The sequence below is a fragment of the Ruminococcus flavefaciens genome (assembly GCF_900119075.1).
Lineage (GTDB): Bacteria > Bacillota > Clostridia > Oscillospirales > Ruminococcaceae > Ruminococcus > Ruminococcus flavefaciens_Q.
In genome coordinates this window covers 72,382-93,473 of sequence record NZ_FPIP01000007.1, presented here as the reverse complement: position 1 = coordinate 93,473, position 21,092 = coordinate 72,382, and the positions used below count along the sequence as shown (strand labels likewise).

Annotated in this window: 19 protein-coding genes; 18 read left to right on the top strand and 1 reads right to left on the bottom strand. The window is 48.6% G+C overall.

What is annotated here, in order from left to right; translation table 11 throughout:
• Positions 1–87: 87 nt before the first annotated feature.
• Both BT105_RS10720 and BT105_RS10715 read left to right on the top strand, forming a co-directional pair.
• Positions 88–2,616, top strand: coding sequence for a YfhO family protein (locus BT105_RS10720; protein WP_072300742.1), 2,529 nt, complete (start codon positions 88–90; stop codon positions 2,614–2,616).
• Positions 2,616–3,152 carry an NUDIX domain-containing protein gene (locus tag BT105_RS10715; protein WP_072300741.1) on the top strand — a complete coding sequence of 179 codons (537 nt, stop codon included), beginning with the start codon at positions 2,616–2,618 and terminating at the stop codon, positions 3,150–3,152. Before BT105_RS10720 ends, BT105_RS10715 begins: the two co-directional genes overlap by 1 nt.
• 53 nt (positions 3,153–3,205) lie before the next feature.
• Here BT105_RS10715 and spoVG read toward each other — a convergent pair whose 3' ends face one another.
• Positions 3,206–3,511, bottom strand: a complete 306-nt coding sequence (spoVG, locus tag BT105_RS10710; protein ID WP_072300740.1) for a septation regulator SpoVG — start codon at positions 3,509–3,511, stop codon at positions 3,206–3,208.
• 285 nt (positions 3,512–3,796) lie between these two features.
• On the opposite strand from spoVG, the gene murC reads away from it, so the two are divergent.
• From murC to BT105_RS10625, 16 genes are all read left to right on the top strand, one after another.
• A complete protein-coding gene (murC, locus tag BT105_RS10705; protein WP_072300739.1) occupies positions 3,797–5,215 on the top strand; it encodes a UDP-N-acetylmuramate--L-alanine ligase in 1,419 nt (472 codons plus the stop codon).
• Position 5,216: 1 nt separating this feature from the next.
• A complete protein-coding gene (gene lexA, locus BT105_RS10700) occupies positions 5,217–5,798 on the top strand; it encodes a transcriptional repressor LexA (protein WP_072300738.1) in 582 nt (193 codons plus the stop codon).
• Positions 5,799–6,145: 347 nt separating this feature from the next.
• Positions 6,146–6,508 carry a cell division protein ZapA gene (locus BT105_RS10695; protein WP_024862118.1) on the top strand — a complete coding sequence of 121 codons (363 nt, stop codon included), beginning with the start codon at positions 6,146–6,148 and terminating at the stop codon, positions 6,506–6,508.
• Positions 6,508–8,538, top strand: coding sequence for a U32 family peptidase (locus tag BT105_RS10690; protein WP_072300737.1), 2,031 nt, complete (start codon positions 6,508–6,510; stop codon positions 8,536–8,538). Before BT105_RS10695 ends, BT105_RS10690 begins: the two co-directional genes overlap by 1 nt.
• Positions 8,538–8,975 carry a dUTP diphosphatase gene (gene dut, locus BT105_RS10685; RefSeq protein WP_072300736.1) on the top strand — a complete coding sequence of 146 codons (438 nt, stop codon included), beginning with the start codon at positions 8,538–8,540 and terminating at the stop codon, positions 8,973–8,975. Before BT105_RS10690 ends, dut begins: the two co-directional genes overlap by 1 nt.
• A gap of 32 nt (positions 8,976–9,007) precedes the next feature.
• The gene (locus BT105_RS10680) at positions 9,008–9,268 is read left to right on the top strand and encodes a DUF4321 domain-containing protein (RefSeq protein ID WP_037325051.1); all 261 of its coding nucleotides are present in this window, start codon (positions 9,008–9,010) and stop codon (positions 9,266–9,268) included.
• Between the two features lie 272 nt (positions 9,269–9,540).
• The gene (locus BT105_RS10675; RefSeq protein ID WP_019678277.1) at positions 9,541–10,557 is read left to right on the top strand and encodes a rod shape-determining protein; all 1,017 of its coding nucleotides are present in this window, start codon (positions 9,541–9,543) and stop codon (positions 10,555–10,557) included.
• Positions 10,558–10,568: 11 nt separating this feature from the next.
• Positions 10,569–11,435: a rod shape-determining protein MreC gene (gene mreC / locus BT105_RS10670; protein WP_072300735.1), complete on the top strand. Its 867-nt coding sequence runs from the start codon at positions 10,569–10,571 to the stop codon at positions 11,433–11,435.
• Positions 11,425–12,003: a rod shape-determining protein MreD gene (gene mreD, locus BT105_RS10665; protein ID WP_072300734.1), complete on the top strand. Its 579-nt coding sequence runs from the start codon at positions 11,425–11,427 to the stop codon at positions 12,001–12,003. Before mreC ends, mreD begins: the two co-directional genes overlap by 11 nt.
• Positions 12,004–12,069: 66 nt before the next feature.
• On the top strand, positions 12,070–14,346 hold the full coding sequence (locus tag BT105_RS10660) for a penicillin-binding transpeptidase domain-containing protein (protein ID WP_072300733.1): 2,277 nt from the start codon (positions 12,070–12,072) through the stop codon (positions 14,344–14,346).
• Between the two features lie 548 nt (positions 14,347–14,894).
• Positions 14,895–15,671 carry a M23 family metallopeptidase gene (locus tag BT105_RS10655; RefSeq protein WP_072300732.1) on the top strand — a complete coding sequence of 259 codons (777 nt, stop codon included), beginning with the start codon at positions 14,895–14,897 and terminating at the stop codon, positions 15,669–15,671.
• Between the two features lie 260 nt (positions 15,672–15,931).
• Positions 15,932–16,318 (top strand): metal-dependent transcriptional regulator, encoded by a 387-nt coding sequence (locus BT105_RS10650; protein WP_072300731.1) that lies wholly within the window; start codon positions 15,932–15,934, stop codon positions 16,316–16,318.
• Positions 16,319–16,341: 23 nt separating this feature from the next.
• Entirely contained in the window at positions 16,342–17,724 is a 1,383-nt protein-coding gene (locus BT105_RS10645) for a MurL-like N-terminal domain-containing (RefSeq protein ID WP_072300730.1), read from the top strand.
• On the top strand, positions 17,721–19,061 hold the full coding sequence (murD, locus tag BT105_RS10640) for a UDP-N-acetylmuramoyl-L-alanine--D-glutamate ligase (protein ID WP_072300729.1): 1,341 nt from the start codon (positions 17,721–17,723) through the stop codon (positions 19,059–19,061). The genes BT105_RS10645 and murD overlap by 4 nt, the downstream gene beginning before the upstream one ends.
• A gap of 806 nt (positions 19,062–19,867) precedes the next feature.
• Positions 19,868–20,731 carry a class II fructose-1,6-bisphosphate aldolase gene (gene fba / locus BT105_RS10630; protein ID WP_028515837.1) on the top strand — a complete coding sequence of 288 codons (864 nt, stop codon included), beginning with the start codon at positions 19,868–19,870 and terminating at the stop codon, positions 20,729–20,731.
• Positions 20,732–20,749: 18 nt separating this feature from the next.
• Entirely contained in the window at positions 20,750–21,079 is a 330-nt protein-coding gene (locus tag BT105_RS10625; protein WP_072300727.1) for a hypothetical protein, read from the top strand.
• The last annotated feature ends 13 nt before the right edge of the window (positions 21,080–21,092 follow it).

The window sequence follows — 21,092 nt, the reverse complement described above, 5'->3', positions numbered from 1 at the left end:
CGCGAAAATATATTCGATTTTTGTTGCTTTTTTTATGACAATATGATATAATCAATATGTATATCTAATTTTACGGAGGAAAACACTGTGAAAAAGAGCTGCGGTAATATACGCTCTTACAAGGAAAAATACCTGTCTGCGTTTCTCATCGGCTTCATCGTCATGCTCCTGACCACACTGCCAATGATGCTCACCGAGCGCGGATATTTCATATATTTCGGCGATTACAACGCCCAGCAGATACCATTTTACAGCCTCGCAAACGACACCGTTCGCAGCGGCAGCTTCGGCTGGAACTGGTTCACCGATTTAGGCTCCGATTTCATGACGTCCTATTCGTTCTATCTTTTCGGAAGCCCGTTTTTCTGGCTCAGCACCATACTTCCGAGAGGACTGGTAATCTACTCCATGCCTTTCCTGCTGGCTATGAAGCACGGCTTCGCTTCGCTGACAGCATACATTTATATACGCCGATTCGTCCGCGGCAAGAACGCCGCTCTCACAGGAGCTCTGCTCTATGCCTTTTCGGGATTTCAGGTGTATAACATCTTCTTCAACCATTTTCAGGACGTTACCGCATTCTTCCCTCTCATGCTTATTGCTATGGAGGAGAACATAAACTGCCGCAGAAAAGGCGTTTTTGCGCTTTCCGTGGCGCTCATGGCTTGCGTGAACTACTACTTCTTCGCAGGTCAGGCGGTATTTCTGGTTCTTTACTATCTGTTCCGAATGAGGTGCAAGGATTTCCACACCTCATGGAAGCAGTTCTTCGGACTGGTCTTTGAAGCAGTCATCGGCTCCCTTATGGCGGCGTTTATACTGCTCCCGTCGGCTATGGCGCTCATGGGGAACTACAGGATAAGCGAACACGCCTACGGTGCGGATATGGTGGCGTACTACGACAAAACCCTTATCCCGAGGATAATCCAGACCTTCTTTATGCCGTCGGATCCCCCTGCATACCCGAATCTGCTCAGATCGGACTACGAAAAATGGGCTTCTATCGGCGGATATCTGCCGTTGTTCTCAATGGTGGGAGTTCTCTCCTTTATGCGAATGCACAAAAAGCACTGGGCGGCAAGGCTGCTCATCTGCTGCGGCATATTCGCACTTATACCCGTACTCAACAGCCTCTTCCAAGCGGCAAACTCATACTACTACGCCCGCTGGTTCTATATGCCGATACTTATCATGGCTATGATGACTGCCCACTCTCTTGACGACGAGAACTGCGACTGCAAATTCGGACTGCGCTTCTGTGCAGTCATGCTTGCTGCACTGGCAGTCATGGGTGTCTTCCCTGCAAAGCCCGAGGACGGCAAAAAGGCAAAGCTCTTCACAATGGCAGACGACGTGCTTTACTTCTATCTTACCATTGGTGTGGCGGTAGTATTCCTCATATGCACATTCTTCATACTACGGCGCAAGCAAAAAGGCACTCTCAGCACAAGATTCATGGTGGGAGTCACCGCTGCCGCCTCTGTTATCTGCATAATAACGACCTCTCTCTACGGAGCCAACACTATCGGAGACTCACGGAAGTATATAAGCGCTGCTATCGAGGGCGGCGACGGTGTATACGAAAAGGTCACAGAGGATAATTTCTTCCGTATCGATATTTCCGAGGACTGTGACAACTATCCCATGATATGGGGACTGCCCTCAATGAGAGCTTTCCAGAGCGTTGTCTCCACCTCTATCATGGATTTCTACAGCTTCATCGGCATACAGCGCGATGTTGCCTCCCGTGCGGAGCTGAGCAATTACCCTCTCCGCGGACTTTTCTCCGTAAAGTACTACTACAAGGAAAAGACCAAGGGGTGCAGCTATGAGGAGCTCCTGTCCGCAAGCATGCAAAGCTCAGCCGAGCCCGAGCCTTCGTCAAAAACTTCGGCAAGCGACGACGAGGACACCAGCAGGGTGATAATCCCCGACGAGCTGCCAAGCTTCAAGTATATCGGCGAGAACGAACACTTCGAGATATACGAGAACCAGCTCTATATCCCCATGGGCTTCGGCTATGACAAGTACGTAAAAAAATCCGACGCTGACAATAAATCAAAGCTCCAGCGCCAGAACGTGCTTATGAAAGCTCTTGTGCTCAGCGACGAACAGGCGGAAAAATACAGCGATATCCTTACCGAATACGAAATGCCTGCTTCTTCGGCTCTGTCGCGGAACACGTACACTGTATTCTGCAAAGAAAAGCGTATGTGCTGCTCAAAGAAATTCACCTATGATTCTCACGGCTTTACCTCGGTCATCGACCTGAGCAAGCCTCAGCTGGTATTTTTCAGCGTCCCCTACAGCGAGGGCTGGACAGCAGAGGTAAACGGCGTTCCTGCCGATGTTGAGCGCGTTGACGAGGGCTTCATGGCTGTAAGAGCCGACACAGGCGAAAATACTATCGTTTTCCGCTACGAAACGCCATATCTCCGCACAGGCATCATAATAAGCCTTTGCTCGGCGGCTGTGCTTGTTATATACGTCCTCATATTCAGGCGCAAGCGCGGCGGACTCAGCGATATGAAGCACTACTACGATTACACATCATGTGAAAAGATACAGGCGGCGCAGCAATACTGCGACAGCCTATTCAAAAAGGAGAGAAAATAATGCATTTACAGGAAAAAACACTCACAAGCGACCTTAAATACGAGGGACCTATCTTCACTATAACTCACGACACAGCGGAGCTTGAAAACGGCAAGACCGCAGTCCGCGATGTTCTCCACCACCACGGCGGAGTATGCGTTATCCCAATAACCGAGAACAACGAGATATTCCTCGTCAAGCAGTTCCGCTACCCATTCCAGACAGTAACAAGAGAAGTCCCCGCAGGCAAGCTTGAAAAGGGCGAGGACCACGCAGTATGCGGCAGGCGCGAGCTTCTGGAGGAAACAGGCTATACCTGCTCAGAGTACGTATATCTTGGAGAAATGCTCCCCACTCCTGCCTATAACAGCGAAGTAACTTATATGTACCTTGCAAAGGGGCTTACATTCAGCAGTCAGAATCTCGATCCCGACGAATTTCTCGACGTGGAGCGCATTCCTCTTGCAGAGGCTGTAAAGCAGGTAATGGACGGAACTATCCGCGACGGCAAGACTCAGGTGACTATCCTGAAAGCCGCACGTATCTTAGGGATATAACAGGAGCATAAAAAAGACCTGCCTTTTCGGCAGGTCACGGTAAGTTTTCTGTTTTATTCTTCAGCTTCGACGGAAGCATTCTCAGCTTCCTCGGCTTCCATGACAGCAAGCTGTCTCTCGTAAGCCTCGAGGATAGTCTCCTCAAAGAGCTTTCTTGCAGAGGATGAAATTGGGTGAACGATATCGCGGAAAACTCCGTTTTCGTCCTTGCGGCTGGGCATTGCCACGAAAAGCCTCTCATCGCCCTGTACGACCTTGATATCATGTACAGCGAGCATATCGTCGATAGTCAGGGATACTACCGCACGGAGCCTGCCCTCGGACATGATCTTTCTGATCTTTACATCTGTAATTTCCATAAGCTATTCTCCTTGTTTGTATTTTTATTTCTGTACAATAAAAATGTCAGCATTAAACGTCAATAAAGTTTACTGTTATAACAGTAAACTCAAACAGTAAGTAAACCTATAAACTATTATAACTTGTTTTCCGTAAAAATGCAAGCTATTTTGCAAAATAAAGGCGAAAATATTATTATTATTTCGTGTATATGCGGTGAAAACTGCATATTCTATCCTCAGCGTTGATAATCGGCAGCTTTACGCTACCGTCAGTATATCATTTATTTAAGAAAGGTGATCATTTTGGATATCAATATCTTAAACGGAAAAAAGCACATTCACTTCATCGGCATAGGCGGCTCGGGTATGTACCCCCTCGCTCAGATACTCCACTCACAGGGCTACTACCTGACAGGCTCTGACAACAACGAGACAGAAACTCTCGACGCAGTAAGAAAAATGGGTATCCCCGTATTTATCGGTCAGAGAGCCGAGAACATCGAGGGCGCAGACCTTATTGTACACACTGCCGCTATCATGGCTGACAACCCCGAGCTTGTTGCCGCAAGAGCAAGCGGAGTCCCCGTGCTGGAACGTGCAGACCTCCTCGGTATAGTAACGAGCTGGTACGACAACGCTATCTGTGTTTCGGGAACTCACGGCAAGACCTCCACAACATCAATGATCACACAGATACTCTACACCGCAGGCGTTGACCTCTCCGCATATATCGGCGGAAAGCTCCCCTGCATAGGAGGAAGCGGAATTGCAGGCAAAAGTGATATCATGGTCTGCGAGTCCTGCGAGTTCGAGGATCACTTCCTTAAATTCTTCCCCGACATATCCGTTATACTCAACATCGACGCCGATCACCTTGACTACTTCGGAACACTTGAAAATATCATCAAGTCCTTCCATAAATTCAACGAGAACACCTCAAAGTGCATTATCGTAAACGGCTCTGACGCAAATTCCATGAAGTCTCTGGAGGGTATCAGCGGCAAGGAGATAATCACCTTCGGCAAGGACAGCTCCTGCGACTATTATCCTGAGAACGTAAAGCACGAGAACGGTCTCCTCACCACCTATGACGCTATGTACAAGGGCGAAAAGCTGGGAACTGTAACTCTCCATGTTGCAGGAATACACAATGTTCTCAACTCCCTTGCAGCAGTTGCTGCTGCCCGTTATGTGGGCGTGGATTTCAAGTTCATACAGAAAGGTCTTGAGGACTTCCGCGGAGCTAAGCGCCGCTTCGAGAAGCTGGGCTTTGAAAATGGCATAACCGTAGTTGACGACTACGCTCACCACCCCACAGAGCTTGAAGCTACCCTCAATGCGGCTATGGAAATGAACTTCAATCACGTATGGGCAGTTTTCCAGCCCTTTACATTCTCCCGTACCAAGCTCCTGCTGGACGACTTCGCAAGAGTATTACAGATACCCGACCACGCTGTTCTCACAGATATCATGGGCAGCCGTGAGAAGAACACCTACGGTATCTTCACACGCCACCTTGCGGAAAAGATACCGAACTGCATATGGTTCCCGCAGGACGAGTCCGCAGAGTGGACGGACGAGCGTAAGTACGCAAACTTCCAGCAGATATGCGACTATGTCTGCGAACACGCACAGGAGGGCGACCTCGTTATCACTCTCGGCTGCGGAGACGCCTACAAGATAGCAAAAATGATACTGAAAAAGCTTTCGGAGGAGAAATAATATGCTGAAAGATAAGGAAATAGCGGTTTTCAACTATATAAAATCCCGTCTCAGCGACGGAATGTCCCCCTCTGTAAGAGAAATAATGGACGCTATGGGCTTTAAGTCCACGTCCACCGCTCACCGCTACATAGAGACTCTCGTCCGTGAGGGACTCATCGAGAAAACAGGCAACCTCAACCGCACCCTGCGCCTGCCCAACAGCGGCACTACCTCTGTTCCCGTTATGGGCACAGTTACCGCAGGTCAGCCTATCACAGCCGTTGAGGACATCACAGGCTATATCGGCTTTGAAGCTCCCGGCGTTGATCCGCAGGAGCTCTTTGCCTTGAAAATACGCGGCGAGAGCATGATAGACGCAGGTATCCTCGACGGTGATATAGTCATCGTAAAGCGCGTGAACTACGCAGAAAACGGCGATATAGTCGTTGCCTTCATCGACCGCGAGGAGGCTACCGTAAAGCGCTTCTTCAAGGAAAAGGGACACTACCGTCTACAGCCAGAGAATCCAACTATGGAACCCATCATCGTGGACGAGGTGGAAGTTCTCGGAAAGGTCATAGGCTTGAAGCGCTACTATTGAGCAGCGTGACGCTGCACCCTTGCCACGTTGTCGCTCGTAAACTCGCTTACTTTTATCATAAACGATAATCGTACATCGCTTACAGCACATATGAACGGGATTCCAAAGGGACTGTGTTCCTTTGGCGGAGTCCAGAGGCAGTAGGGGCTGATGCCCACATCAGCCCGTAATTTATTAGCGGGGCGATGTAGGCATCGCCCCCTACACACTACTTTCTACTCACTACTCACTAATTACTAACAACTAAGCACTAAAAATAAATATTTTTCAAAAAACACTTCCCTTTTTGCGAAAAATAGTGTATAATGTAAGGTGGTTAAATTTACACCACGGAAAGGACGATGCAAATGCTTAATGAAGTAAAAGTTATCATCTGCGGCAAGGAGTACAAAATAAAAACTGCAGAAGCTCCTAACTACGTTTTTGCTCTCGCAAGAGCACTTGAAACCAAGATAAACGAGATCACCGCAGCAAGCGGCTCTTCGCCTTATGCTGCTTCAATAATGGTGTCGCTGGCTCTCCTCGATGACCTCAACAAGGCTAACCAGCGCCTTGACAATATCCGCGACCAGACTAAGGAGTACGTTGACGAGGCTGGCAGAACTCGTATCGAGCGCGACGCTGCACAGAAGGAGATAGAGGTGCTCAAATCCAAGATAATCCAGCTTGAGAATATGGTCAAGCTCAAGCAGCTCAGCGACAGCATTTAATGAAGCCTACCGAGATACTGGCTCCTGCAGGCAGCATGGAAACTCTCCGTGCAGCTCTGAGAGCAGGCGCAAATGCCGTATATATCGGCGGAAAGCGCTTCTCGGCGCGAAGCAGCGCCACAAACTTCTCACTTGATGAGATAGAGGAGGCTGCAAGGCTGTGCCACAAATACGGTGCAAAGCTTGATTTAGCCGTGAATACGGTCATTTCCGACGGTGAAGCCGAGGACTTCTGCCGTTACATAAAGGCTGCCGCAAAATGCGGAGTTGACGCCTTTATCGTGCAGGACTGGGGCTGTGCGGCTCTGATACGCCGCTGCGTTCCCGACGCGGTACTCCACGGCTCTACTCAGATGTCGGTGCATACAGCCGCAGGCGCGGCAATGCTCAAAAAACTGGGCTATGCAAGAGTTGTTCCTGCCAGAGAGCTTGACAGGGAGACTATTTCCCGTATCTGCGATTTAGGCATAGAGACCGAGATATTCGTTCACGGCGCTCTGTGTATGTCCGTTTCGGGACAGTGCTATATGTCGGCAATGATAGGCTCGCGCTCCGCTAACCGCGGCGGCTGCGGACAGGCTTGCAGACTGCCCTTTTCCGCTGTTGGAAACAGGGACAAGGCTGCACTTTCGCTGAAAGACCTGTCGCTTCTCCCCTATGCCCGTGAGCTTGCGGACATGGGCGTGGACTCATTCAAGATAGAGGGACGAATGAAGCGCCCCGAGTATGTGGCTTCCGCAGTACATGAGCTGAAAGCAGCTCTTGACGGAGAAGCTCCCGATATGAAGCTCCTGCGCGGCGTGTTCTCACGCGGCGGCTTCACGGACGGCTATTTTACAGGCAAAAGGCAGGATATGTTCGGAGTCCGCGAAAAGGACGACGTTATCTCCGCCCATGAGCTTATCCCAAAGATACATGAGCTCTACCGCTTCGAGGGAAAGGCTTATACAGCCGATTTTCACGCTGTCATAAAAGAGGGACAGCCCGTGGTGATAACCGCTGTATGCGGCGATGTTTCGGCTTATGCACAGGGAGATGTTCCCGAAAAGGCTCTGAACCGCCCTACAGACTGTGATGCTCTCACAAAACAGCTCTCAAAGCTGGGCGACACGGTATTCAGCTTCGGTAAGCTTACTGCCGATATTGACGAGGGACTTATAGTCCCCGCAGGAAAGCTCAACGAACTGCGCAGAACTGTCACTGAAAAGCTGACAGAGCTTATCATAGAAAAGAATACTCCAAAATATACTATTTCCGATTTCAAGCCAGGTCTGACGGCTATAGCTCCCCCTGAAAGGACTAAGCTGCCGTTAAGGACTCACTGCCGCACACCAGAACAGGTATCGGCGGCTGCTGAGCTGTCGGAGTACGTAATAGTGCCCGAAAATATCATCAGCGGTGAAATGCTCGGCGGCGTGGATAGTGACAAGATAATCGCTGCTCCGCCCCGTTTCATAACCGACGAGAACGGGCTCAGGAAAAGACTTGAACAGCTGAAAGCTATGGGTATAGACAGGCTCTACTGCCACACTCCCGACTGTATAGCTATGGGAAAGGAGCTTGGTTTTAAGCTCCACGGCAGCTTTACTCTGAATGCTTTCAACTCCTACAGTGTGAAAATACTGAGCATTCTCGGGCTTGAGGACTGCGTATTCTCAGTGGAGGCTACTCTGGAGCAGATAGCGGATACCGTCCCGAATCTGCCGCTGGGAGCTGTAGTCTACGGCAGACTTCCCCTTATGCTGACGAGAAACTGTCCCATAAAAAATGAAGTGGGCTGCGGTAAATGCACGAAAAAGCTCATTGACCGCACAGGCAGGGAGCTCCCCGTAGTCTGTAACAAGGATTACGCTGAGGTGCTCAATGCGGACAGGCTATGCATGACTGACAGACTTGACGAGATACGCAATATATCCTTCGGCGTGGTCTATCTCTCGGACGAGACCGCCGAGGAGGTGCGAGCCGCACTCAGCGGACGCAAGCCGCAGGGAAACATCACCCGCGGACTTTACTACAGAGGTATACAATAATGAAACTTACCTTTAAAAAGCTTGATCCGAGGGCGATAATCCCCTCTCGGGCTACAAGCGGCAGCGCAGGTCTTGACCTATGCGCCTGCCTTGACGCTCCCGTGACTATCGAAGCAGGAGAGATAAAAATGATCCCCCTCGGTATCACTGCCGAGCCTGACCGCGAGGACATCGCGCTGCTCATCTATCCGCGCTCGGGACTTTCGTCGAAATACGGCGTTTCCCTTGCAAACTGCGTGGGCGTGGTTGACAGCGACTACCGCGGAGCATGGTTCGTGCCCCTGATAAATCACGGCAAGGAGCCCTTTACCGTTGAGCACGGTATGCGTATAGCTCAGCTTATCCCTACAAGTATCTTAATGCCCGAGATCGAAGTCAGCGACCAACTCTCTGAAACAGAGCGCGGCGCAGGCGGCTTCGGTTCGTCAGGCATTTGAAATATGAATAACAAAAGATTGGAGATATTATTATGAAAAAGACACTCTACTTTTTGCTTCTTCTCATCTGCGCCTGCGTTCTCGGCGGAGTTCTCGGCAATGTAGCCTCAGGCTCATTCGCATGGCTGGGCTATTCCAGAAGCTTTGCTCTGAACCTTGACAAGTTCATCGACACCGATATCCTTGTGCTTACATTCGGTATCTCAATGAGCATAAGCGTTGCGCAGGTAATTTTCATCGCTATAGCTATCTATGCTTACATAAAGACTGCTCCTAAGGTGATCTCAGGTTAATAACCGCTGTTTATCGTCCTTTTCGACAGTTTTTTATCACCTTGCCGCGTCTAAGTTACCGTATTACACTAAAAACGCGGATATGGGAAATTTCTTGTGATTTTTTCTTGTACATATTTCCCGATAGTGATATAATTATCTTATGTGCCCCCACAGATACGCATACCAAAGCTCTGCTCCCTGCGTATCGGGCAGTTATATCACATAAACTGTGATATAATTCACTTTGAATGTAATTTATAGAAATATAGCAAAATTTAAGGAGCTGCAAAATGTTTACTAAAGATATTGGCATTGACCTCGGTACTGCTAATACCCTTGTATATATGAGGGGAAAGGGTATAATAATAAGAGAGCCCTCAGTAGTTGCCGTAAATACCAGAACGGATAAATGCCGCTACGTCGGTAAGGAAGCCAAGGACGTCATCGGACGCACCCCGGGCTCTATCGTTGCCGTAAGACCGCTTAAAGACGGCGTTATCGCCGATTTTGACATTGCCACCACCATGCTTCAGGAATTTATAAGAAAGGCTCTCAAGGGCACTTTCTTCACAAAGGCAAATGTCATCATATGTATCCCCTCGGGCGTTACTGCCGTTGAGAGACGTGCTGTCCGCGAATCCTGCAAAAAGGCAGGCGCAAACAACGTCCTCATCATCGAGGAGCCTATGGCTGCCGCTATCGGCGCAGGTCTCCCCACAAACGAGCCCGCAGGCAGCATGATAGTTGATATCGGCGGCGGCACCAGTGAGGTAGCCGTTATATCTATGGGCGGTATCGTTGCTTCACGTTCTGTAAGATGTGCAGGCGACGAGTTCGACGCGGCTATCATCAACTATATCAAGAAGAAGTACAACCTCCTCATCGGCGAGCGTACTGCCGAGAATATCAAGCTTGATATCGGCTCTGCTTTCCCAAGTGAAAAGGAGGAATCTCAGGAGATAAAGGGAAGAAATCTTCTCAACGGTCTCCCCGAGAATATAACCGTTACCTCTGCGGAGATACGCGACGCTCTCGTTGAGCCCCTTTCAAGAGTCATCGACGCTATAAAGTCCACTCTTGAGGAAACTCCTCCCGAGCTTTCCGCAGACATCATCGACCACGGCATTACTCTTGCAGGCGGCGGCGCTCTGCTCCGCGGTCTTGACAAGCTCATAAACCGCGAGACAGGTATGCCTGTGTATATCGCGGAGTACCCGCTGGACTGCGTTGCCGAGGGTACGGGCAAGATACTGGAAAATATCAGCGATTATCAGGACGCTCTCACTGAAAACGTCAAGTACTATTAAGGAGAGGCTCCATGCGTGATTTTTTGAAAAGCACCAGATTCAAGGTCATGGTCGGTTTTCTCGCCTTTCTTGTGGGCATGATGGTTTATGCCGTCACAAGAGGCGGCTATTCCGTTTCGGGAGCTTCCTTCATCAACACAGTGACCAAGCCGTTCCGCGCAGCTTCAAACAGCATAAGCCGTAAAATGGAGCACACCGTGGATAAGCTCACCAACGCGGATAAGTATATCGAGGAAAACGAAAGGCTCAAAAAGCAGATAGGCGAGCTCAATGCTCAGCTCACTGAATACGATGCAATAAAGGCAGAAGTCGAGGAGCTCCGCAAGTTCGTTTCCATAAAAGAAGAGCATGAGGACTATATGCTTTCTCAGCCCTGTAAGGTGCTGGGCTATGTGACCAACGATCCTTTCAAGTCCTTTACTATCGACAAGGGCTCGGCAGATGGAATAAAGCCGAACTGCCCCGTAGTCACCTCAGAGGGACTTGTGGGCATAACCGTTGACGTCTCAAAGCACGTTGCCACCGTGAGAACTATCCTCTCTCCTGACCTTTCCGTAGCCGCTGTGGCTTCATCTTCCAATGCCGATCAGGGCATTATCGAGGGCAATGTGCTCTCCTCCGAGAACGGTCAGACCAAGCTCATTCACGTCCCCAAGAAGAATAAGCTCAAGCGCGGCGACCTTATGATAACCGCAGGAAACAGCGGTCTCTTCCCAAAGGATTACCCCATAGGCACTATCTTAGAGATAGGCTTCGACTCCAACGGACTCTCCGTTTGTGCCGATATACAGCCATGTGTGGACGTAAACCGTCTTACCTCTGTCATCGTTATAACCGATTTCAGCGGCAAGAAGGAGGACGAAGAGAATGAGGATTAGAACTACCCGTGAGCAGCATATCCTGCGCTTCAAGACAACTCTGCGCTGGGTACTGTACTACCTGCTCATTTTCGTAAGCTTCATCATCATGACCTCGGGCACCCTTTACAAGCCCATGATACTTGTCCCCCTGAGTATCGGCATTGCCGTAAACAACAATATGTACGGCTCAGCCGTTACGGGAGCTGTATGCGGCTTTCTTACCGATATCTGCTGCGGCAAGCTTTTCGGCTACAACGCTGTGGTGCTCACTTTCTTCTGTATATTGGCAAATCTGCTCTTTGAGCTCTATCTCAAGGACCGTTTCATAAACTACATGATAATTGCCACCGTGGTATCATACATACAGTGCTGGCTGGACTATAAATTCTACTACCAGATATGGGAGTACGAAAATGTGGGACGCATATTCGTCAGAGTCTCGCTGAGAGTCTGGGTATACACTGTAATATCGGCGGTCTTTGTGTATCTTGTGCTGAAGCTCGTGAACCGCTTCCTCATGCCGAGGGAACACCTCACTATCGAAGAAGCGATAAATACCAATATTCAGTCAGAAAACAGAAAATAATATCCGAGACCGCACCCTAAAAGTGCGGTCATAATCATACGGGAGACCGTAAAGGAGGCAGACTTTTTGAAAGGATTTGCAGAAAACCTGAAATCTATCATAATCATACTGCTGGTAGTGCTCCTTGCTCTGCTGAGCTCGCTGAGACTTATGAAGATACAGGTAGTCGGCGATAAGGATATAGGCACTCCCCAGCTCTATGAGCCTGGTACTCTCACATACAAAAAGGGTATCAAGGCTACCCGCGGAGAGATAATCGACTACGACGGAAATGTCATAGTCACCAACGACGCACGTACAGACCTTGTGCTGCAAATGGCGTTCTTCCCTACTGACCTGCAGGAGGGCAACAAGGCTCTTCTCGGTATCTACAGAGAGCTTGAAAAGCACGGCTACAAGTTCAAGGAAAGCATACCCGTATCCTTTACAAAGCCATATATATTCATGTCAAACGACACCGAGGAGCTCATTTCCGACCTTAACCTCAACGTGTACGCTACTGCTGAAAACTGCATAGACAAACTTATCTCCGACTATGAGATAGATGAGAAGTACACCGACGAGGAAAAGCGTATCATCGCAGGTATGCGCTATCAGATGATAGACAAGGACTTCTCGTACAGCAACGACCTGCTCCTTGCAGAGGGCGTTGACGAGCAGACCGTCATCGACATGAAAGAGCTGGGCAACTTCTACCGCGGTATCGAGGCTGTTGACGCCTCCGAAAGAAAGATAGTCCGCGGCGATATACTCCCCCATGAGATAGGCACGGTAGGTCCTATCTACGCCGAGGAGTACGACGAGCTGAAATCCAAGGGCTACAGCTACAACGATATCCTCGGAAAGAGCGGTATCGAAGCTGCTATGGAGACTCCCCTCCGCGGCATAAACGGCGAGGAGCAGATAGCCGTCAAGGACGGCGTTGTCCGCGACGTCAAAACTATTACCGAGGCTACATCGGGCGAAACTGTAAAGCTCACAGTAAACGGAGCTTATCAGATAAAGCTCCAGAATATACTGGATAACTTTCTTAACAACACTTTCCCTGCAATAAATCCGAATCCAAGCGTGCTGAAAGGAAACTGCGGCGCTATTTGCGTTCTTGACGCAAAGACAGGCGCTGTAAAGGGCATGGCTACAGCTCCCACATACAACCTCAAGGACTACGTTGAAAACTATGAGTACTTCCTCGAAGCAAAGGATACTCCCCTTGTGAACCGTTGCAGCTACGGCCTTTACAGACCGGGCTCAACATTCAAGACCATTACCGCTACGGCAGGTCTAAACGAGGGTGTTGTAACAGGCGGTACTCCGCTGGTCTGCAACATGGGCTATGACTTTTACGGCACACATTACTCCTGTACGGGACTTCACGGCAATATCACCGTAAGACGCGCTATCGAGGTATCATGTAACTCCTACTTCTACGAGCTTTCCCGTATGTTGGGGATCGACAAGATAACCGAATACGCCAAGATGTACGGTCTGGGCTCTCATACAGGCATAGAAACAGGCGACGCAGAGGGCTATCTCTGTAACCCCGAGACCTTCAAGGAGCACGGTCAGGAATGGTACGTCGGATACGTTATACAGGCAGGTATCGGTAACCAGGACTGCGGTATGACTCCTCTGCAAATGGCTGTAGTTGCCAATACTATCGGCAACCGCGGCGTGAGATACCAGCCATACCTCGTTGACAGCTATTACAGCTACGGCTCGGGAAATCTTATCAAAAAGACCGAACCCGTTATCGCAAACAAGATAGAGATAAAGACTCCCGACCTTTACGATTATATCGTAGGCGGTATGATAGACGCTTCACACAGTATGCCTGCGAGATATTCTCTCAGCGATTTAGGCTTCGATGTGGCTATCAAAACAGGTACTCCTCAGACAGGACGAAACCTCAACGAGCAGAACTCATTCTTTATAGGATTTGCTCCCGCCAATAACCCCGAGATCGCATTTGCAGGCGTTATCGAAAGCGGTGAGTACGCAAAATATATGATAAGAGACCTTATCCTCGCTTATCAGGAGTGCTACGGACTGAACGGCGTAAAGCCCACAAAGCAGAAGCTCCCCGAGGAATGGCGTCCAGTGCTTACCACAACCTCTACAACAACTACCACTACGACCACTACTACAGTTACTACCGTAACCATGGCAGAGGACGTTACTGCGGCATATACCGAGCCCCAGACCGAGGCTCCATATGAGCAGCCGTGGACTCCTCCGACAGAACCGTGGACAGCTCCCGTAACCATACCCACAGAGCCTGCAACTCCGCCCTTTGATCCCAATGCATATGCTACAGAGGGACATCAGGAGCCTGTTACAAACTGACAAAAAGCCGATGTGATAAACTTTAATACTCATATAGAAGCTTATGCTTATTTATGGGGGAAACCTTTCTGAGGAAAGGTTTCCCCCATACCCCTTTCCAAAGACTTTTATCTGGTTTTTTCACAGATAGGGCGCACCTGCATTTTGCAGGATTTTTTAATTTATGAAGCGCCCTATCTGTGAAAAAACAAAACGAAAGTTTTAGGGAGAGAGTTTGAGAGTGACTCCCCGCAGTGCGGGGAGATGTCACGCAGTGACAGAGGGGACGTCCTCCGTCAGAGGGTCCCTTTTTCAAAAGGGGTTCTCTCAATAATAAGCGTAAAACTTCCATATAGGTACTATAGTTATCACATCGGCTTTTTTATGTGTAGGGGCTGATGCCTACATCAGCCCATTTATAAACCACGGGGCGATGTAGGCATCGCCCCCTACAAATCGAACTGCAAAGCTCTCGGGCGGCGGAACGCCGCCCCTACACTAAAAACTAATCACTGAAGAAAATGTATATTTTCCGTATGACTGTCAATAATATGGTCGGAGGTGTTAGTGTGAAGAAAAACGAACTGACCGACAAACATTACAGAAAAGGCTCTAAGGGCTTCTATGCTGCCCTCGGCATAAGCGCCGTCATGGTGGCTGCCGCCTGCCTTTTCGCTCATAAGCAGGGCGACGCGATACCCGATATCAAGCCCTCTGCAAACAAAACTCCCATAGTGGCGGAAACTCCCGTGGGAAAGCGCGTCACCGACATACCAAAGGCGACTGTTCCTGCCTACAGCATAACCTCGGCAATTGTAACTGCTCCGCCAGTTAAGGAGAATATCCCTGCCGCAGAAATAACCGTTGACGCAAAGGCTGAGGCTGTGGAAAGCTTCATTGAGCGCGGAAAAGCTGCGGCAGAAGCAAAGGGTATGAACAACGCCTGCGCTCCGCTGAATGATATATCCAATGTTATCGAGCCGTTCAGCAGCGGTGAACTGGTAAAAAACGCTACAACAGGCACATGGCAGACTCACAACGGCGCTGATATAGCGGCTGAGGTAGGCAGCGACGTCATCGCCGTTGAAAAGGGCGAGATATCCTCTGTATCCAACGATCCGCTGTGGGGAGTGTCCGTGGTCATCGACCACAAAAACGGCTTTGTCACCAGATACTGCGGTCTCGGAGCTGATCTTGCCGTACAGCAGGGCGATCCCGTGGAACGGGGCGCTGTTATCGGTGCTGTAGGCGAAACTGCGGATATCGAAAGCGCAGAAGCTCCTCATCTTCATATAGAGATAACACATAACGGAGCTTTCGTCGATCCTATGACGGTTTTCAAATGATATTCTCTGACAACACTTCCCAGTAACTGCGGAAGTGTTTTTTTCGTTAAAGAAAAATTAACCTTAGTTTTCAGCCGCGATTGTTGCTATTTTCTAAAAAATATGATATAAGCGGCGAGCCGCCGCAGCCTTTTTCGCGTTAAAGAAAAAATTAACCATAGTTTTTAGCCGCGATTGTTGCTATTTTCTAAAAAATATGATATAATATAGTATATATCTTTTTTTCGACGATCCTAATTTTTTTGTAAAGGAGACTTAAAATGGCTATCACAGAAGCAGTTGAAAATTACCTCGAGACTATACTTATCCTCTCACAGAAGCAGCCCGACGTTCATGCGATAGATATCTGCTCATATCTGGGCTATTCACGCCCTACTGTATCTATCATACTTAAAAAGATGAAGGACGAGGGACTTGTTACTGTTGATGACGACAATCATATCAGACTTACAGACGCCGGCAGACACGTTGCGGAGCGTATCTACGACAGGCATAATGTTCTTACGGAGCTTTTCATACTTCTCGGTGTCAGCCGCGATATCGCTTCTGAGGACGCCTGCAAGGTAGAGCACGACATTTCCGACGAAACATTCGCTATGCTCAAATCACATTACAGAAAGCTCCTTGAAAAATCAGACAAAAAATAAACAGTCAGCTACGGAGAGAAATAATGAGTAAATATGAAGAATTCAGAGAGAAGTATCCCTCTTTTGTATATAAGGCATATCATATAAACGAGACTAAAAACACCGTTGAGATAGGCTATGAGTTTTCTATTACAGGTCTGGCTGAATTCAGACCGAGCTGGAGCTTCCGCAAGCCCGAGAACTTCTCGGTAAAAGGCGACCTCACCTTTGAGAGACTTGCCTTTTCACTGGGTATGGCTGAGGCTGTAAGCTACTGGAAAGCCACCTGCTCACCCGAGTTTTACGCAGAATGCGGCGAGCTTAACGACGAGCAGAAGCTCTGGTGGAAGAAGCTGTGGTTCATGGGACTGGGCGAGCTTTTCTTCGTAAACGGCATATCCGCTGATATAGACAGCTTTGTGAATATCATAGCTACGGGGAAATATAACAGCTCCCTCACGGAAACAGTCCGCGAACCCAAGGGCTGCCTTGTTCCTATCGGCGGCGGAAAGGACTCCGCTCTTACGCTGGAGACTCTGGTCAAGTCGGGCATGAAATGCCTTTGCTACTCAATAAACAAGCGCCGCTCTATCACAGAGACCGTCAGAAAAGCAGGTCTCGATGACGAAGCGCTAATCATATCTCAGCGCCACTTTGACCGCTCACTGGTAGACCTCAACAGTCAGGGTTTCATCAACGGTCATACGCCGTTTTCGGCTATAGTTGCATTCTCAGCCGAGATAACTGCTTATCTCAATGAGCTGAAATATATCGTTCTCTCCAATGAGTCCAGTGCCAACGAAAGTACTGTCGTAGGTCAGGACGTTAATCACCAGTATTCCAAGAGCTTTGAATTCGAGCAGGATTTCCATAACTACGAGGAAAAGTACCTCCGCACGGGACAGTACTATTTCAGTTTCCTGCGTCCTCTTGCGGAGTTCCAGATAGCTAAGATGTTCGTATCACACCGCAAGTATCTACCTGTTTTCAGGAGCTGCAATCTGGGCAGCAAGGTGTCTCCCGATATCTGGTGCGGCGAGTGTCCTAAGTGCCTGTTCGTTTGCCTGATACTCTCCCCATTTCTCACTATGGAGGAGCTGATAAAGGTTTTCGGAAAGGATATGCTGAATGACAGCAATATGCTGGAATACTTCATCGAGCTCATAGGACAGTCCGAGCACAAGCCATTTGAGTGCGTAGGCAGCATTGACGAGGTTAATCTGGCTGTATCCCTTGCTATAAGAAAGCTTGAGGCAAACGGCGAGGCGCTGCCTTTACTGTTCAGGGAATACAAGGACCGCGGACTTTACTGCCCCGAGACAATAGATTACCTCAATAAGGAGTGCTGCGGCTCGTTCAACGAGCAGAATCTGCTCCCCGACGAGTTCAAGACCATACTCAGAAAAGAAATGGAGAACCTTTTATGACATCATTCGGCGAATATATCAAGAACTATACTGAAAACAAGACCGTATGCATACTCGGCTTCGGAAGAGAGGGCAAGTCCACATATAAAATGCTGGAGAAGTACTGCTCGCCAAAGTCTGTAGCTATTGCCGACCTTAATGATATCGACCGCGAAGCCAGCAATATCCCCGATAGTGTGGAGCTTATCTGCGGACAGGGTTATCAGGACTGCCTTGACCGCTTCGATATGGTGTTCAAAAGCCCCGGTATCGTACTGGAAAAGCCTGTTTCTCAGCTGAAATGCCAGATAACCTGCGAAACTCAGGTGTTCTTTGAGTGCTTCCGCGAGCAGATAATCGGCATAACAGGCACCAAGGGCAAAAGCACAGTCACCTCTCTCATTTACCATGTGCTGAAGGAGAGCGGTCTGGACTGCCATATCGCAGGAAATATTGGTATCCCCGTTTTCGACATCGCCGAGGATATGAGAGAGGAAACTATCGTGGTCTGCGAGCTCTCCTGCCACCAGCTGGAATATATGACAGTTTCGCCGAAATATGCTGTTTTCCTCAACCTCTACGAGGAGCACCTCGACCACTACGGCACTATGGAGAACTACTACAACGCAAAAAAGAACATCTATCTCCACCAGCAGGAGAACGATGTTCTGCTAATAAATTCCGATATTGCACCGACTGAGCCTATTTCATGGAACACCTACACTGTTTCCGATACGGACCGCGACGCCGATGTTTACGTTAAAAACGGCATGGTACACTGCGTTGAACCCTACGTTATTCCCACCGATAAGGTAAAGCTCCTCGGCGTTCACAATCATTACAACATCGCTGTTGCTTACTATATGACCACACTGTTCATACGCGAGGAGGACTTCACAAAGGCTCTCTGCACGTTCTCTCCACTGGCTCACAGACTTGAATACGTGGACACTGTCCGCGGTATACGCTGGTATGACGATTCTATCTCAACTGCCTGTGCTACGGCAATTTCAGCTATGCAGAGCGTTCCCAGTGCAGGTACTATCCTTATCGGCGGCATGGACAGAGGTATCGACTACGCTCCCCTTGTTGACTTCCTTGCGGACTTCGATATCCGCGTGATTTGCATGGAAACCTCGGGCAGGCGCGTTTATGATATGATACTCGCCCGTGACGGCTTCAAAAACAAGGAGCGCGTTCACTACGCAGAGCACCTTGATGAAGCTGTAAAGCTGGCTGCGGAGATAACTCCCGAGGGCATGAGCTGCGTAATGTCCCCTGCGGCGGCAAGCTACGGTATCTTCAAGAACTTCGAGGAGCGCGGCGACGCTTTCAAAGCGCTCGTTTCTGCTTTGTAGGGAACGCCGCCCTCGGCGTTCCGCAAAATACGATTTGTAGAGGCGGATACTATCCGCCTTTTTGTATAAAAGAAACGTTTTTATCACATTTCAACAATAGTTATCAATAATGTTCAAAACCATGTTGACAACAGCCATAGAATAATATATAATAATGGAGTTGATATTTTATGTTCAAAAATTCAGGTAAAAAAATCAAGAAATTTTCCGAAATAGTATTTTATATTAATATTATTGGAAGTATCATATTATCAGTATATTGGATCATTGATGATATCAGGTCCCTGTTTATTGTACCATTTTTGTTTATATCAAGTTTTATTATAAGCTTATTTCTCTATGCTTTCGGAGACCTGTGTGATAATGTTGATCTGATACGTTCAAATATGTATACGTTAACAACTATCATGGAAAAAAGATTTCCAGACCTTGCCGAAGATGATATCGAAGAAGATGATATCAAAGAGGACTCAAATGACAATTAATAAAAAACTAACGGGCGCACACTGTGCGCCCCTACATAATATGGTCATTTTAAGTTGTTTTGTGCGGCGACGGGAGGGCGAGGGCGCCCTCCCCTACAAATGTGTCACTTATCATTTCATTGTAACCCGTGGGACGTCGAGGACACCGTCCCCTACAAGGCTTAGATAACTAATCACTATGTACTGACCACTAAAAACTTGCTGAATAGGCTTTTATTGCTAAATTTTATTGAAACTCTTGCAATTCACAGCAAGCTATGATATAATATTAACGATGGGGTCTTATGCCCCGTAAATGAATTCTCAGGAGGAATTATTTTTATGTTAACTTCAGCTACAGAAATGCTCCAGAAAGCAAGAGCAGGCAAATACGCAGTAGGTCAGTTCAATATCAACAACCTTGAGTGGACTAAGGCTATACTCCTTACAGCTCAGGAGTGCAATTCTCCTGTTATCCTCGGTGTTTCTGAGGGCGCAGGCAAGTATATGTGCGGTTTCGAGACTGTTGCAGCTATGGTTGCTGCTATGGACAAGTCTCTCGGTATCACAGTTCCTGTTGCACTTCACCTCGACCACGGCTCATATGAGGCTTGCTACAAGTGCATCAAGGCCGGTTTCACATCTATCATGTTCGACGGTTCACACTTCCCGATCGACGAGAACGTTGCTAAGACAACTGAGCTCGTAAACGCTGCTCACAATCTCGGTCTTTCTATCGAGGCTGAGGTAGGCGCTATCGGCGGTGAAGAGGACGGCGTTATCGGTAAGGGCGAGTGCGCTGATCCTGCTGAGTGCAAGCAGATCGCTGATCTCGGCGTTGACTTCCTTGCTGCTGGTATCGGTAATATCCACGGTGTATATCCTGCAAACTGGGAAGGCCTCAGCTTTGAGACTCTCGAGGCTATCAACAAGACTGTTGGCGAAATGCCTCTCGTTCTCCACGGCGGTACAGGTATCCCTGACGACATGATCACAAAGGCTATCTCTCTCGGCGTTGCTAAGATCAACGTAAATACTGAGTGCCAGCTCGTATTTGCTGAGGCTACAAGAGGCTACGTTGAGGCTGGTAAGGACAAGCAGGGCAAGGGCTTCGACCCAAGAAAGCTTCTCGCACCGGGATTTGAGGCTATCAAGGCTAAGGTCAAGGAGAAGATGGAGCTCTTCGGAAGCGTAAACAAGGCTTAATTACAAGGGGAAATCACTATGGCATGGGGTAAATTTGAGCAGAATTACGTTTACAACTATGACATAAACGCTTGTCTCGACGCTGTTATGCGTACAGGCGCTCAGCGCAAGCTGAAAGTCAAAGCCGCAGACAGAAATGCCTACAAGGTAGTATTCAGCACAGGTATGTCGCTGACTACATGGGGCGAAAAGTTACACGTAGCACTGGGAGTTCTCCCTGACGGCAAGACGGGTATCAATATTGCAAGCGTTTCAAATCTTGGCACAGAAATTACTGCGAAGTCAAGAAACGAGAAAAATGTTCGTGAATTTATAAATACCCTGAATACATTTCTTCCCCCAAGATAAAAAATTGCCCGAG

Bases quoted from the DNA above. Each gene is read 5' to 3' on its own strand.
- BT105_RS10715 (WP_072300741.1), top strand. From the start codon at position 2,616: ATGCATTTACAGGAAAAAACACTCACAAGCGACCTTAAATACGAGGGA.
- spoVG (WP_072300740.1), bottom strand. From the start codon at position 3,511: ATGGAAATTACAGATGTAAAGATCAGAAAGATCATGTCCGAGGGCAGG.
- lexA (WP_072300738.1), top strand. From the start codon at position 5,217: ATGCTGAAAGATAAGGAAATAGCGGTTTTCAACTATATAAAATCCCGT.
- BT105_RS10695 (WP_024862118.1), top strand. From the start codon at position 6,146: ATGCTTAATGAAGTAAAAGTTATCATCTGCGGCAAGGAGTACAAAATA.
- BT105_RS10690 (WP_072300737.1), top strand. From the start codon at position 6,508: ATGAAGCCTACCGAGATACTGGCTCCTGCAGGCAGCATGGAAACTCTC.
- dut (WP_072300736.1), top strand. From the start codon at position 8,538: ATGAAACTTACCTTTAAAAAGCTTGATCCGAGGGCGATAATCCCCTCT.
- BT105_RS10680 (WP_037325051.1), top strand. From the start codon at position 9,008: ATGAAAAAGACACTCTACTTTTTGCTTCTTCTCATCTGCGCCTGCGTT.
- BT105_RS10675 (WP_019678277.1), top strand. From the start codon at position 9,541: ATGTTTACTAAAGATATTGGCATTGACCTCGGTACTGCTAATACCCTT.
- mreC (WP_072300735.1), top strand. From the start codon at position 10,569: ATGCGTGATTTTTTGAAAAGCACCAGATTCAAGGTCATGGTCGGTTTT.
- mreD (WP_072300734.1), top strand. From the start codon at position 11,425: ATGAGGATTAGAACTACCCGTGAGCAGCATATCCTGCGCTTCAAGACA.
- BT105_RS10650 (WP_072300731.1), top strand. From the start codon at position 15,932: ATGGCTATCACAGAAGCAGTTGAAAATTACCTCGAGACTATACTTATC.
- BT105_RS10645 (WP_072300730.1), top strand. From the start codon at position 16,342: ATGAGTAAATATGAAGAATTCAGAGAGAAGTATCCCTCTTTTGTATAT.
- murD (WP_072300729.1), top strand. From the start codon at position 17,721: ATGACATCATTCGGCGAATATATCAAGAACTATACTGAAAACAAGACC.
- fba (WP_028515837.1), top strand. From the start codon at position 19,868: ATGTTAACTTCAGCTACAGAAATGCTCCAGAAAGCAAGAGCAGGCAAA.
- BT105_RS10625 (WP_072300727.1), top strand. From the start codon at position 20,750: ATGGCATGGGGTAAATTTGAGCAGAATTACGTTTACAACTATGACATA.